Origin of the sequence: Cryobacterium zhongshanensis (assembly GCF_022760445.1) — a bacterium.
In the GTDB taxonomy this organism is placed as follows: Bacteria; Actinomycetota; Actinomycetes; order Actinomycetales; family Microbacteriaceae; genus Cryobacterium; species Cryobacterium algoricola.
Genome location: NZ_JALGAR010000001.1, coordinates 1,098,832 through 1,112,267 on the forward strand (window position 1 = coordinate 1,098,832; position 13,436 = coordinate 1,112,267).

12 protein-coding genes are annotated in these 13,436 nt (G+C 69.5%); 4 read left to right on the forward strand and 8 right to left on the reverse strand.

Annotated elements, in window-relative coordinates; genetic code table 11:
* The first annotated feature begins 127 nt into the window (after positions 1-127).
* Together MQH31_RS05015 and MQH31_RS05020 are read left to right on the forward strand one after the other, a co-directional pair.
* Complete coding sequence (locus tag MQH31_RS05015; protein WP_134532555.1) at positions 128-640, forward strand: mycothiol transferase; 513 nt, start codon at positions 128-130, stop codon at positions 638-640.
* 7 nt (positions 641-647) lie between these two features.
* Positions 648-1,706: a lysylphosphatidylglycerol synthase transmembrane domain-containing protein gene (locus tag MQH31_RS05020; protein ID WP_243011156.1), complete on the forward strand. Its 1,059-nt coding sequence runs from the start codon at positions 648-650 to the stop codon at positions 1,704-1,706.
* A gap of 3 nt (positions 1,707-1,709) precedes the next feature.
* On the opposite strand, the gene MQH31_RS05025 is transcribed toward MQH31_RS05020, so the two are convergent.
* Positions 1,710-2,423, reverse strand: coding sequence for a response regulator (locus MQH31_RS05025; RefSeq protein WP_243011157.1), 714 nt, complete (start codon positions 2,421-2,423; stop codon positions 1,710-1,712).
* Positions 2,416-4,086 (reverse strand): sensor histidine kinase, encoded by a 1,671-nt coding sequence (locus tag MQH31_RS05030; RefSeq protein WP_243011158.1) that lies wholly within the window; start codon positions 4,084-4,086, stop codon positions 2,416-2,418. Before MQH31_RS05030 ends, MQH31_RS05025 begins: the two co-directional genes overlap by 8 nt.
* Before the next feature lie 136 nt (positions 4,087-4,222).
* Here MQH31_RS05030 and MQH31_RS05035 point away from each other — a divergent pair, with 136 nt between their 5' ends.
* Both MQH31_RS05035 and mgtA read left to right on the forward strand, forming a co-directional pair.
* Complete coding sequence (locus MQH31_RS05035; RefSeq protein WP_134532548.1) at positions 4,223-5,617, forward strand: cation:dicarboxylate symporter family transporter; 1,395 nt, start codon at positions 4,223-4,225, stop codon at positions 5,615-5,617.
* A gap of 146 nt (positions 5,618-5,763) precedes the next feature.
* Positions 5,764-8,475, forward strand: coding sequence for a magnesium-translocating P-type ATPase (gene mgtA, locus MQH31_RS05040; protein WP_243011159.1), 2,712 nt, complete (start codon positions 5,764-5,766; stop codon positions 8,473-8,475).
* An 18-nt stretch (positions 8,476-8,493) separates the two neighbouring features.
* Here mgtA and MQH31_RS05045 read toward each other — a convergent pair whose 3' ends face one another.
* From MQH31_RS05045 to MQH31_RS05070, 6 genes are all read right to left on the reverse strand, one after another.
* Positions 8,494-8,931 carry a flavodoxin family protein gene (locus tag MQH31_RS05045; RefSeq protein WP_243011160.1) on the reverse strand — a complete coding sequence of 146 codons (438 nt, stop codon included), beginning with the start codon at positions 8,929-8,931 and terminating at the stop codon, positions 8,494-8,496.
* A 119-nt stretch (positions 8,932-9,050) separates the two neighbouring features.
* Entirely contained in the window at positions 9,051-9,644 is a 594-nt protein-coding gene (locus MQH31_RS05050; RefSeq protein ID WP_243011161.1) for an energy-coupling factor transporter transmembrane component T family protein, read from the reverse strand.
* The gene (locus MQH31_RS05055; RefSeq protein ID WP_134532539.1) at positions 9,641-10,321 is read right to left on the reverse strand and encodes an energy-coupling factor ABC transporter ATP-binding protein; all 681 of its coding nucleotides are present in this window, start codon (positions 10,319-10,321) and stop codon (positions 9,641-9,643) included. Before MQH31_RS05055 ends, MQH31_RS05050 begins: the two co-directional genes overlap by 4 nt.
* Positions 10,322-10,327: 6 nt before the next feature.
* Entirely contained in the window at positions 10,328-10,966 is a 639-nt protein-coding gene (locus tag MQH31_RS05060; RefSeq protein ID WP_243011162.1) for a biotin transporter BioY, read from the reverse strand.
* Between the two features lie 67 nt (positions 10,967-11,033).
* Entirely contained in the window at positions 11,034-12,821 is a 1,788-nt protein-coding gene (locus tag MQH31_RS05065; RefSeq protein WP_243011163.1) for a glycoside hydrolase family 15 protein, read from the reverse strand.
* 72 nt (positions 12,822-12,893) lie between these two features.
* The gene (locus MQH31_RS05070; protein ID WP_134532532.1) at positions 12,894-13,325 is read right to left on the reverse strand and encodes a hypothetical protein; all 432 of its coding nucleotides are present in this window, start codon (positions 13,323-13,325) and stop codon (positions 12,894-12,896) included.
* Positions 13,326-13,436 lie beyond the last annotated feature (111 nt).

Consider the following 13,436-nt stretch of genomic DNA (forward strand, 5'->3'; position numbering starts at 1 on the left):
GAGTGGCTCCGCCAACGATTCACTGGGAAACGTAGTCCCATTTCGTGCCCGCAGCGTCGTTTCGGCGTTACTCCGCACGGGCGCCTCGAAGCTAGTCTGAGAGAAACGAACCAGAGCGGGGAGACGGATGCTGTCAGGCGAGCTGTTGAGTGAGGCCTACGGCCGGGTCGGCGGCGTGGTGCGTTCGGTGCTGCGACAGGCCGGACCGGCCCTGCTCGAATACCGGGCGGACCCGGAGGCGAATTCGATCGCGTGGCTGGTCTGGCACCTGACCCGGGTGCAGGACGGGCACGTGTCCGAGCTTCTGGGCGAGGACGAGCTCTGGACCACGGACGGCTGGGCCGCGAAATTCGGCCTGCCCTTCCCCGACACGGAGACCGGATACGGCCAGACCACGGAGCAGGTCGGCGGCGTCCGGGCGAGTGCCGAACTGCTCGGCGGCTACTTCGACGCCGTACACGCCCGCACCCTGGCCTACCTGCCGACGCTGACCCCCGACGACCTCGACCGCATCGTCGACACCTCGTGGAACCCACCCGTGACCCTCGGCGCCCGGTTGGTGAGCGTGCTGGCCGATGACCTGCAGCACGCTGGTCAGGCCGCCTTCGTGCGGGGCCTGGCGGTCCGCTCCGGGGTCTGACCCCGCCGTGCGCCAGAGCGCCGTTCCGGCCGTTGCCGCCGCAACACCTGCCGGCACCCGGCCGCGCGTGCCGCTGTGGCTCAAAGTTCTGCTGTCGACGGCCCTGCTCGCCATCATCGTCTGGTTCGTCGTTGTGCCGCAGTTCGCCGGCGTGGAGGCGGCCCTCGCGTCGCTCGAGAGCGTGTCATTGCCCTTGGTGCTCCTGGCCGCGGTCCTCCAGCTGTCCTCGCTCCTCTCCTTCAGCGCGCTGACCGCCGCGGTGCTCGGACCCGTCCGACCGGGCTACTTCACCCTGCTCCGGATCGACCTCGCCGACCTCGGGGTCAACCACGTCGTGCCCGGCGGGGGTGCGACGGCGGCAGCCGTGCGCTTCCGGTTGCTCGTCCGGGCAGGAGTGCGCTCGAGCGCCGCGATCACGGCCGCGACCATCGAGACCACCGGTTCGAACCTCGTGCTCGGGGTCGTGTTCGCCGGCGGGATCCTGTTGTCGCTGACGACGCTCGTCGTCACGGGGACCTACATCGTGGCGGGGACGGTGGTGCTGATCCTGCTCGCGGGCTCCGGCGCCGGCGTCTGGCTCCTCACCCGTCGGACCGAGTTCGTCGTGCGGGGCGCACGCCGGGTGGCGGCCCGCGTGCCGCTGATCTCCGAACAACGCGTTGAGGTCTTCGTTCGCTCTGTGGCGGCGCAGGTCATCGAACTGGTCACGGACCGGCGGCGGATGTCTGCGGCACTCGGCCTCGCCGGCGGGAACTGGCTGCTCGACGCGGCGTCGCTCGGGGTCCTGCTCGCCGCGTTCGGACATCCGCTCGCCGTCGGCCCTCTGCTGGCCGTCTACGGACTCGGCGGGCTCCTCGCGCTCCTGCCGCTGACCCCGGGGGGCCTCGGCATCGTCGAGGGTGTGCTCGTGCCTGCCCTGGTCGCGGTCGGCACTCCGCACGCGACGGCGCTGCTCGCCGTGGTGGGCTGGCGGGTGCTCGAGTTCTGGCTGCCGATCCCGCTCGGTCTCGCGGCGTACGTGTCGCTGCGTCTCGGCGTGCTGCGGCGGCGGCCGGACCTTCCCTGAGCGTCAGGGACGCGGTATGCGCTTCCAGGCATATTCGTTCTCCGGGCGGCCCGGCGTGCCATAGCGCGGAGAGCGCAGAACGGTTCCGGTGTCCGCGAGGTACTCGAGGTACCGGCGCGCCGTCACCCGGGAGATACCGAGTTCGTCGGTGACCTCGCTCGAGGAGACGGGAGACTCGTGCTCCTTGAGGAAGTCGACGACGGCAGAGAGGGTGCCTTCCGCGAGTCCCTTCGGCCGGGGAAGCTCCGCGGGCGCGCGCAGGCTCGCGAACGCCAGGTCGACGTCCGACTGGCTGGTGACCCGGGACTCCGTGCCGAGCTGGAGCCGGAAGTCCCGGTACTGGCCGAGCTTCTGCGCGAAGGTCGCGTAGGTGAACGGCTTGATCAGGTATTGGACGATGCCCGCCGCCACGGCGCCGCGCACGATCGTCAGGTCTCGCACCGCCGTGATCGCGATGATGTCCGTCATCAGCCCGGCCGCACGCATCCGGCGGCTGACGTCGAGGCCGTGGAGGTCGGGAAGGGTCATGTCCATCAGGACCAGGTCGATCGACTGGCCGGCCGATTCCGCCTCCGCCAGCGACCGCAGGGCGGAATGTCCGTCTCGCGCGGTTCCGGCGTGCACGAAGCCGGCCAGACGACCGAGGTAGGCCGCGTGGGCTTCCGCCGCGATGGCCTCGTCCTCGACGACGAGCACGCGGATGTCCGGGTCAGGCATCGTGCGCATCCGTCGCTCCGGCCGGGCTCGTGCCGGCGACCTCCGGGTGGAGTGGCCGGCAGGGCAGCGTGACCGTGAAGACCGCGCCCGTCCTGCGGCCGATGGAGAGGGTGCCGCCGAGCCGGTTCACGGTCTGCTTGACCAGGGCGAGGCCGAGCCCGCGCCCGAATTCTCCGGGTTCCTTGGTGCTGAAGCCGCGGCGAAGCACGTCGTCGACCGTTTCGGGATCGACGCCGCGGCCGCTGTCTGCGACTTCGACGACGACAGCGCGTGCGCCGCTGTGCACGGAGAGGTGGACCTCCCGGGGCGCCGCGGCATCCATGGCGGCGTCGAGGGCGTTGTCGATCAGGTTGCCCACGATCGTGACGAGGTCCCTGGCCTGCAGCCCGGTGTCCGACAGGTTCCCGGTGGCCTCGACGGTGAGGCCGACGCCGAGCTCGCTGGCCTGTGCGAACTTGCCCATCAGTAGTGCGCTCAGCACGGGCTCGTCGACAGACGCCACCACCTCGTCCGTCAGCATCTGGCCGAGTTCGAGGTCCCTCGTCGCGAATTCCAGCGCGTCTCCGGTGCGGCCGAGCTCCATCAGCGAGACGATCGTGTGCAGCCGGTTGGCGTGCTCGTGGGTCTGGGCCCGCAAGGCCTCGGACAGGGTCTGCATGGACTGCAGTTCGCTGCCGAGAGACTGCAGGTCGGTGTGGTCGCGGATCGTGGCCACCCACCCCATCGGCGTCGGTTTCGCCCGGCCGCCGACGGGTGGCGCCAGCGCGGGCTGCTGGCTGACGACGAGCACCCGGGTGCTGGTGAGATGGATCTCGTCCTGGACGGGCCGGCCGCTGCGGAGCAGGTCTCCGAGTCCCGCAGGGAGGTCGAGTTCGCCCAGAGTCGGGGCGGCGGCCCCGCCCATCGGATTCGCCGGCCGGGACGGGATGCCGAGGAGCTCTGCGGCCTGGTCGTTGTAGAGCACGAGGTCGCCCTTCAGGTCGACGAGGACGAGACCTTCCCGCACGGAATGCAGCACGGAGTCGTAGTACACGAACAGCTGGGCGAGCTGTTCCGGTCCCCAGCCCAGGGTGACCCTGCGCAGGTAGCGCCCGATCAGGGACGTGACCAGCGCGCCGGCGACGAGGAGGGCGAGGGCCAGGCCCAGGACCTCGGGCAGCCGGGCGGTCAGCGCGATGGACAGGTTGCTGGTCTTCACACCGGCGGCGACGAGCGCGCGCACGGCTCCCTGCGCGTCGACGACGGGCACGACCGCGCGGACGGACGGACCCAGGGTTCCCGTCGTGACCTCGGTGAACGGCGTTCCCGCCAACGCGGGTGCGATGGTGCCGATGTACGGCCGCCCGATTTCCGACTCGGTGGGGTGAGTCCATCTGGTGCGGTCGGGCGCCATGATCGTGATGAAGTCGAGTCCGGCCTTCTGCGTGACGCTCAGGGCATAGGGCTGCAGGAGGGCGGTCGGATCCGTCGCCGTGCTGGCCTCCAGCACGAGCGGGTTCTCCGCGATGGCCGTCGCGACCGACAGCATCCGGCTCTCGGTCTCGGCGTAGCCGCGATCGCGGGCGTCGATGAACAGGGCGGTACCGACGAAGGCGGTCAGCGCGACGATGAAGAGGGAATGGGCCAGGAAGAGCCGGCGCGCGATACTCCAGCCGCGGATCATGGCATGCCGCCCTTCTCACCTCGATGTGACTCAAAAATCGTGTGCACGTCGCGCGTGAACAATATGACCGCAACCGTGACGTCACGCACCGCGTCGACCATTCTGAAACGCACAACACCAGACAAAGGAGTCTCTCATGGCAGCACTGCGAGCCACACGCCCGGTTCGGCCGGCGAAACGGATCGACACGTCGCATTACCTGTACATCGCGGTCGTCGTGGCCGTCGTCCTCGGCATCACCGTCGGACTGCTCTTCGGCGGGAAGGACGGCTTCGCCGTCTCGCTCAAGCCTCTCGGCGATGTGTTCATCGCCCTGATCAAGATGATGATCTCGCCGATCATCTTCTGCACGATCGTGATCGGCATCGGCTCGATCGCCAAGGCCGCGACCGTCGGCCGGATCGGCGGACTGGCACTCGGCTACTTCCTGGTCATGTCCACGTTCGCACTCGGAATCGGGCTGCTCGTCGGGAACCTGATCCACCCCGGCGCGGGACTCGACCTGAAAGCGGCCGCGGCATACGTGCCGCCGGCGGCCGCTGACTCGCAGGGCTTCTTCCTGGGTATCATCCCGACGACGTTGTTCTCGTCGTTGACGAGCGGCAACATCCTGCAGACCCTCTTCGTCGCCCTGATCGCCGGGTTCGCCCTGCAGAAGATGGGCAGGGCCGGCAAGCCGATCCTCGAAGCGATCGCGAACGTGCAGGCCCTCGTCTTCCGGATCCTGATCATGGTGATGTGGCTCGCCCCGATCGGCGCGTTCGGCGCCATCGCGGCGGTCGTGGGCGCCACGGGCTTCCAGGCCGTGGTCAGCCTCTTCACCCTGATGGGCGCGTTCTACCTCACCTGCATCCTCTTCATCGTCGTCATCCTCGGCGGGCTGCTGAAGATTTCCACCGGCGTGAGCATCTTCAAGCTGATGCGCTACCTCGGCCGGGAATACCTGCTGATCTTCTCGACGTCCTCGTCGGAGGCGGCGCTGCCGCGGCTGATCGCCAAGATGGAACACCTCGGTGTCTCCAAGCCGGTCGTCGGCGTCACCGTGCCGACCGGGTACTCGTTCAACCTCGACGGCACCGCCATCTACCTCACCATGGCCTCCCTCTTCATCGCCACCGCGATGGGCCAGCCGCTCGCCCTCGGCGAGCAGATCGGCCTGCTCGTGTTCATGATCATCGCGTCGAAGGGAGCCGCCGGGGTGTCGGGTGCCGGCCTCGCCACCCTCGCGGCGGGGCTGCAGGCCCACGCCCCGCAACTGCTCGGCGGCGTCGGCTTCATCGTCGGCATCGACCGGTTCATGTCGGAGGCCCGCGCACTCACGAACTTCACCGGCAATGCCGTGGCCACGGTGCTGATCGGGTCCTGGACCCGCGAAATCGACCGGGCCCAGGTCGACCGCGTCCTCGATCGTCTCGAGCCGTTCGACGAAACTACGATGATGGCGCACGCCATCGACCCCACCCCCGCTGAGCGGTCGGCTGAGGCGGAACGGGCCGCGCAGTCTGCGGTGCTCGAAGACGCCCGGCGCTGACCCGGGATTCGCCGGCGGCGCCGGGCTCGCCTCCCTCGGGGGCGGGCCCGCCGCCGCGCATCCGTCGTCCCGCCGGGGGAGGGATAGTCTCGGAATCAGCGCCGTACCAGGCGCCTGACCGGGGGACCGAGAAGAAGATGACGGAGATGTCCGACCTCACGTCGAAGGCAACCGCAAGCCTGAGCCAGAATCCTCCCGGCGCGCCGCCTCTCGCGGACTTCGCCAGCACCAGCGCCGAAGAGGTACTGAGCGCACTCGGGTCGACGGCCGCGGGCCTGAGCGGTGTCGAGGCAGCGCGCAGGCTCGCCGAGACCGGCCCCAACGCGGTCCGCACGCACAAGGCGGGCCCCCTGTCCGTGTTCGGCAGGCAACTGCGCAGCCCGATCCTCATCCTCCTGATCGTGACGGCCGCCCTGTCGCTCCTCCTCGGGGACGTCACCAACTCCATCGTGATCGGCGTCATCCTCCTCGCGAGCGTGGGGCTCGGTTTCAGCAACGAGTACCGGGCCGAACTCGCCGCCGAAGCCCTGCATTCGCGGGTGACGCACAAAGCCGTCGCCGTCAGGGACGGGGCCCTCGTCGAGATCGATGTCGTCGATGTCGTCCCCGGCGATATCCTGCACCTGTCCCTCGGCGCCGTCGTCCCCGCCGACATCCGCCTGCTCTCGTGTGAGGACCTGCTCTGTGACGAGAGCATACTGACCGGGGAGTCACTTCCGGTGGACAAGTCGCCGGACCCCATCCCCGGCGGGGCTGCTCTCGGCGACCTGAGCTCCTGCGTGTTGATGGGCACGGTCGTGCAGTCCGGTAGCTGCGCCGGTGTCGTCGTCTACACGGGCGCCCATGCCGAATTCGGGCGGATCGCGCTCGGTCTCGGCACCCGGCAGCCGCAGACCGAGTTCGAGCTCGGCCTCCGGCGTTTCTCGATGCTCCTGCTCCAGGTCGCGATCGGGTTGACGACGCTCATCTTCGTCGCGAACCTGCTCCTCCAACGCCCCCTGCTCGAGTCCTTGCTGTTCTCGCTCGCGATCGCGGTCGGGATCACGCCCCAGCTCCTGCCCGCCGTCGTCTCCACGAGCCTCGCCACCGGAACCAGGGAGCTGGCGAAACGCAAGGTCCTGGTCAAGCGCCTGGTCTCGATCGAGGACCTCGGCGACATGGATGTGCTCGTCACGGACAAGACGGGCACCCTGACCGAGGGGAAGATCTCCTTCACGACGGCGATCCCGGCAGCCCCGCACGTGCAGGCGGGAGACGTCCTCCGGTTCGGCCTGCTCGCCACCGAGGTCGACTATTCGGCGGGCACGGTGTCCACGGTCGGGCAGAACCCCCTCGACATCGCCGTCTGGGCCTCGCCGGACGCCGCAGCGTCGCGGGTGTCCGAGTACACCCGCCTCGACGTGATCCCGTTCGACCACGAGCGCCGGATGACGAGCGTCCTGGTGCGCGATTCCGCAGGCACAGTCACCCTCGTCACCAAGGGGTCGCCGGAGGATGTGCTCCGGGTCTGCCGGGACGTGGCACCGGCCGCACGGCACCTGCTCGACCAGCAATACGAGAAGGGCAGCCGCGTCGTCGCGGTGGCGACCCGGACCGCGGCCGGGCTCACGGGCATCCGCCCCGCCGATGAGACTGACCTCACCCTCGCCGGGTTCCTCATCTTCCTCGACCGCCCGAAAGAGAGTGCGCGGGTGTCGCTGAAGCGGCTCGAGACCCTCGGCATCTCGGTGAAGATCGCCACGGGGGACAACGCCCGGGTCGCGGAAAAGGTGTGCGGCGACCTCGGCCTCGAGTCGGGAGGCACCCTGACGGGCGGGGAGATCGACGCGCTCACGGATGCCGAACTCGCGGTCCGCGCGGAGGAAGCGAGCATCTTCGCCCGGGTTTCCCCCGAGCAGAAGTCCCGGCTCATCCACGCCCTGCGGGCCAATGGTCGGGCGGTCGGTTTCCTCGGCGACGGCGTCAACGACGCCCTCGCCCTGCACGGAGCCGACATCGGGATCTCGGTGGACAGCGCAACGGACGTCGCCAAGGACGCCGCGGATGTCGTCCTGCTCGACAAGGACCTGGGAGTACTCGCCGACGGGGTCATGGAAGGCCGGCGGATCTTCGCGAACACGATCAAGTACGTGCTGATGGGCACCTCGAGTAATTTCGGCAACATGTTCAGCGCGGCGACGGCATCCGTCGTGCTCAGCTTCCTGCCGATGCTGCCCGGGCAGATCCTGCTGAACAACCTGCTCTACGACGCCGGCCAGCTCGCCATCCCCGGCGACCGGGTCGACAAGGAGCAGCTGCTCGCGCCGTCGCACTGGGACATCGGCTACATCCGGCGCTTCATGTTCCTGTTCGGGCCGATCAGTTCGCTCTTCGACTTCGCCACGTTCGCACTGATGCTCCTGGTCTTCCAGGCCGCGCCCGGGGAATTCCGGGCCGGGTGGTTCATCGAGTCCCTCGCCACGCAGACGCTCATCATTTTTGCGATCCGCACGCGCCGGGTGCCGTTCCTGCGGAGCAGGGCCTCACGCGGGCTCACCCTGTCGGCGTTCTCCGTCGTCGCGATCGGGATGTACCTGCCGTTCTCGCCGCTCGCCGGTGTGCTCGGCTTCGACCCGCTGCCGCTGCCGTTCTTCCTCGCCCTGGCCGGAATGACCGTGCTGTACCTCGTGCTGGTCGAGTTCGCCAAACAATGGTTCTTCAGTCGCCCCGCGCAGCAGCCCGCAGCCACTCGTCAGCGGGTCTCGAGTCACCACCTTGCCCGGCGCGCGGCACGATTCAGCGTCGTGGAACCGGGAGCGGTCGTCGCCAGGCGACGGTCGGCCACCCGGCGCCGGCGAGCCAGGGCCGGACGTAAATAGCGCCACGAGGGCGGCGGGTCAGGAAGCGAGGGCGGTGACGATCGAGTCAGCCCACTCGCGCGCCCTGTCGAGCTCTCCGTCGGCGAGTGGTCCGGTCTTGCCCTCGACGATGAATCCGGTCGGCCGGGCCAGGACGTGGGCGCCGGCGGACTTGAGCTTGCGGGTCACCTTTCCTGCGGCATCCCCGTGAATCGGGGAACGGAGCCGGGTGTCGAAGGCCGCCGCCTGGATGCCGCGAAGAGATCCCGCGCCGAGCTGGTCGAGGAACGCCAGCATCCGCGGGGACGGACGCCAGCCGTTGATGGGGCAGCCGAGGACGAGGAGATCCACTCCGGTCAGGCTGTCCGGGCTGACGGTCGAAACGAGCACCGCACTGCCGCCGAGCGCATCTGCGATGGCCGCTGCAACGGATTCGGTGTTGCCGTAGTTGGAATCGAATACAACGAGCGCGCTCACGAGCGGCCTCCAGCCGGAAACGATGGTTCAGATGCTCCCAGTGTGCTCCCGGCCGGTGGGGCTGTCGAGGCTCGCTCGTGCCGGGGAAGTGCCCAGAACGGGTGCCATGCCGGTGCGGATCAGTCGTCGAGACCGCGCGCGACGAGGGCCTCGCCGATCGCATCCGCCGCGTACAGGGAGCGCACGACGACCGGAACCGCGAGAGCGAGCAGGGAGCCCTGGGTGCCGCGGGCCCGGCGTGCTTCGAGCACGTCCGTGACGATCTCGGCGACGAGGGGGATGCAGCGCAGCGTGATCGCCACGAGCAGACCGACCCGGTCGGCATCGACCCAACGACCGAACGGGCGGAGCAGCCGCTGGAACCCCTCGAGCACCGCCGTCACGGTGGTCGTCAGCGTGAACAGGGCGGCGAGGGCGACGGCCACGAGAAGCCGCAAGGCCATTACGGCAGCCGGAACCCAGCCGGACAGGAGTGCCTGGATCGGCACGGCGATCAGGAGGATCCAGAGGATCGGACCGACCTGCTGCCAGGCCGCGCGCGCGGGCACGCCGGCCAGGAGATACAGGCCGGCGACGACGCCGAGCGCGATCAGGAGCTGCCACGGTTCGCCGAGAAAACCGACCCAGAGCACGCCGGCAGACAGGACGGCGAGCTTGAGCAGCGTCGGAGCCCGGTGGAGAAGTGAGTGCCCGGGCGAATAGAGGCCGATCATGCGAGCAGAGCCCGGTAGGCATCGATGGCCACCGACGGTGCGCCGTCCGCGATGATGGCCCCCTCCTCGATGCAGATCACCCTGTCGAAGTCCTCGAGCAGGTCCAGCTGGTGGGTGACCACGATCACTTGCTGGGTCATGGCCCGGAACAGGTCGGCGATGCGCCGGGAGTTGCGGGCGTCGAGGAGCGTCGTCGGCTCGTCGGCCACGACGACCTGTGGCTCGCCGACGAGGACCGCGGCGAGGGCGAGCAGTTGCTTCTGGCCGCCGGAGAGTCGATGCGCCGGATGGGTCGCGTGGGCGGTGAGCCCGAAGCGGTCGAGTGCCGCCCGGGTGCGCTCGGCGATCTCGGCGGCGCTCAGGCCGCGTTTGCGGAGGCTGAACGCGACGTCTTCCTCGACGGTGGGCATCACGATCTGGTTGTCGGGATTGGTGAAGATGAAGCCGACCCGGCGTCGTACTTCGCGCGCGTTCTTCGTGACGAGGAGGCCGTCGACCGTGACGGTGCCGGCATCCGGTGTGATGAGTCCGTTGATCAGCCGGACGAGGGTGGATTTGCCTGAGCCGTTCGCGCCAACGATCCCGATGCGGCGTTCGGAGAGGGTGAGGCTCAGGTCGCGGAGCACGCGGCGCTCGCCGAAGGAGTGCGACACCCCGTCGAAGACGATCGTGCTCACGGCGGCCTACTCGTCCGAAGCCTGGGCCTGGGCCTTGGCCGAGGTCGCGGTCGAGGTGGGGGAGGACACGGCGACCGCGCGGCGGCGGGGGATGAGGCCCGGGTATGCGCGGTGCACCTGCCGGGCGACGAGCACCGTGACGACGGCCTTGAGCAGGTCTCCGGGCAGGAACTTCGAGGCGTCGATCAGGGCGCCCCAGATCGGGAGGTGCAGGGTGAACGCCGTGACGGGGACGCCGACGGCATAGATCACGACGATGCCGCCGAGCACGGTCGCGCCGAGGGCAGGCCAGAACGGGTATTTCGGGAGGAGTCGGCCGGTGAGGTACCCGATCACGAGCACGCCGATGAGCCAGCCGTAGAGGTACCCCGCGGACGGCGACGTCGTGAACCAGGCGAGACCGCCGCGGCCGCCGGCGAGCAGCGGCAGCCCGGCGGCGGTCAGGGCGAGGAGGAGCAGGACGGCGAAGAAGCCCTTGCGTGCCCCGAGGATCGCGCCGGCGAGCATCACGCCGAGGGTCTGCAGGGTGATCGGAACCGCGATCACGCCGAGGGACAGGGGCCCGGGGACGCCGAGGGCCGCGATCAGCGCGGCGAAGATGGCGATCTGCGCGAGGTCGCGCACGGTCAGGGTTCTGGCGGTCATGGTTTTCAATGTACGAGCAGGGCGGGGGCGCATTCCAGAGGAGACCTACAAAGAATCCGGTGGATCTCTATCGGGAGGTGCCCGATTCGGCGGCCGTGATCGCATCGGCGGCACGCACGAGGGCGAGGTGGGTGAGTGCCTGCGGCGTATTGCCGGCCTGGCGGCCCTCGCCGACGTCGTACTCCTCGCTCAGCAGTCCCACGTCGTTGGCGAAGCCGACGAGCCGGTCCATCAGCGCCCTGGCGTCGTCGCCACGCCCCGAGCGTGCATACTGCTCCACGAGCCAGAACGAACAGGCGAGAAACGGATGCTCGCCGCCGGCCAGTCCGTCGACCGGGACCTCCGTGCGGTAGCGCAGCACCAGGCCGTCTCTCAGCAGGTCGGCCTCGATCGCGGCGACCGTGCCGAGCATCCGGGGATCCGTCGCGTCGTGGAAGCCCACCTGGGGAAGCACGAGCAGGGAGGCATCGACTTCGGTGCCGCCGAAGTACTGCGTGTACGTGCCGAGTTCGGTGCTGAAGCCGCGCAGCTCGATGTCGCTCCGGATCTCGTCCCTGAGGGCGGTCCAGCGCTCGACGGGGCCGTCGAGGCCGAATTCCGTGCAGCCCCGCACCATCCGGTCGAAGGCCGCCCAGACCATCACCCGCGAGTGGGTGAATTCGCGGGCCGGTCCGCGCACCTCCCAGATGCCCTGGTCCGGCCGGGACCAGTTCCGCTCGAGGGACCCGATCAGGGCGCGCTGCAGCGGCCAGGAGAATTCGCCCTCGGTGAGGCCGCTGTGGCGCGCGGCGTGCAGTGCGACCATGACCTCGCCGATCACGTCGGCCTGGAACTGGTCGACGGCGCCGTTGCCGACCCGCACGGGGCTCGACCCGCGGTAGCCCGGCAGGCTCGTGAGCTCGCGCTCCGGGAGGTACCGTTCCCCGGCGAGGCCGTACATGATCTGCACGTCGTCCGGGTCGCCGGCGATCGCGCGCAACAGCCAGCCGCGCCAGTCGTGGGCCTCGGTGTCATAGCCGTGGGCGAGCAGCACGGTCAGGGTGAGCGCCGCGTCGCGGAGCCAGACGTACCGGTAGTCCCAGTTGCGGTGACCGCCGCGGAATTCGGGCAGGGAGGTCGTCGCCGCCGCGACGATGCCGCCGGTGTCCTCATGGGTGAGTGCCCGCAGGACGAGCATCGAGCGGACGACTTCGTCCCGGTACGGGCCGTCGTGCGTGCACGACCTGGCCCAGTCCGTCCACCAGGCGGTCGTGGCAGCCAGGGCGACGTCGACGTCGACGCGTCCGGGTGGCGGCCGGTGTGACGGATGCCAGGCGAGCTGCAGGTCGACGACCTCGCCCGCGGCGACCGTGAACGTGGCCGTGTGCCGGTGATCCGCGGATGTCAGTGCCGGGCCGCGCACGGCGATGGCGTCCGGCCCGGCGACGGCGAGCAGCACCGTCTCGTCGTCCTGCCGGACCTGGCGCACCCAGGGAATGCTCGCGGCGTAGCCGAAGCGGATGCGCAGTTCCTCGGTCATCTCGACGGAACCGGACACGCCGCGCACCCGGCGCAGCACGTCCGGCCTGCCGTCGCCGTGCGGCATGAAGTCGAGGACCTCGACCTGACCGGTCGGGGTCGTCCAAACCTGGGAGAGGATGAAGGTGCCCTCGAGATAGCTGCGGGTGCTCGTGGCGGCGGGGTCAGCCGGGGCGAGCAGCCACCGCCCGTGGTCCTCGGTGCCGAGGAGCGCTCCGAACATCGAAGCGGAGTCGAAGCGCGGCAGGCAGAGCCAGTCGATGCTGCCGTCACTGCCGACGAGGGCCCCCGAACGGCAGTCGCCGATCAGGGCGTAGTCCTCGATGTTCAGCGGCATGCAGACATCCTGTCATCGCACGGGTGCGCTCTGCGGCGAGCGGATGCCCGGTTCAGGATGCAGAGGAAATCCTCAGGCGACGAGGCGGGCGCGTTCCGCGGGCTCGACGGCGGTGTAGCCCGGGAGCGGGACCGCGGAGACGAACCGTTCGGGTTGCGCGGCCGCCGGCTTGCGGGCTGCGGCATCCGGTTCGGCCCAGACGGTGATGGGAGCCGGTGTGAACGACAGGGCCGCCGGTTCGCCGACCGACTCGCCGCGCAATTCGGACGTCGCACTGCGGAGCGCCGACGTCAGGGAGGCCGCCACCTGGCGGGCCTTGAGTCCGTGGAAGATCACGTCGGTGTCCGCGGGACTGCGGGGAACCAGGGTCCAGAGTCCCTGCTCGCCGATCAGCCGTGACAGCTCGCCGTGGAAGAGTTCGAAGACCTCGTCGTCACTGAGCTCCGGGGTGGGTATCACCGGCACCGGGATGACGGGTGCGGCACGACGTCGTCGACCAAACATCGGGAGCCCCTTTCGATCGATAGCTCTTTCTGCTATTAGTGTGACGGCCCTGGGCAGGATTGAGCGGCGGACACGCCGGTCACTCGCGAGTCCGAGCCGGAAGCCGCGGGT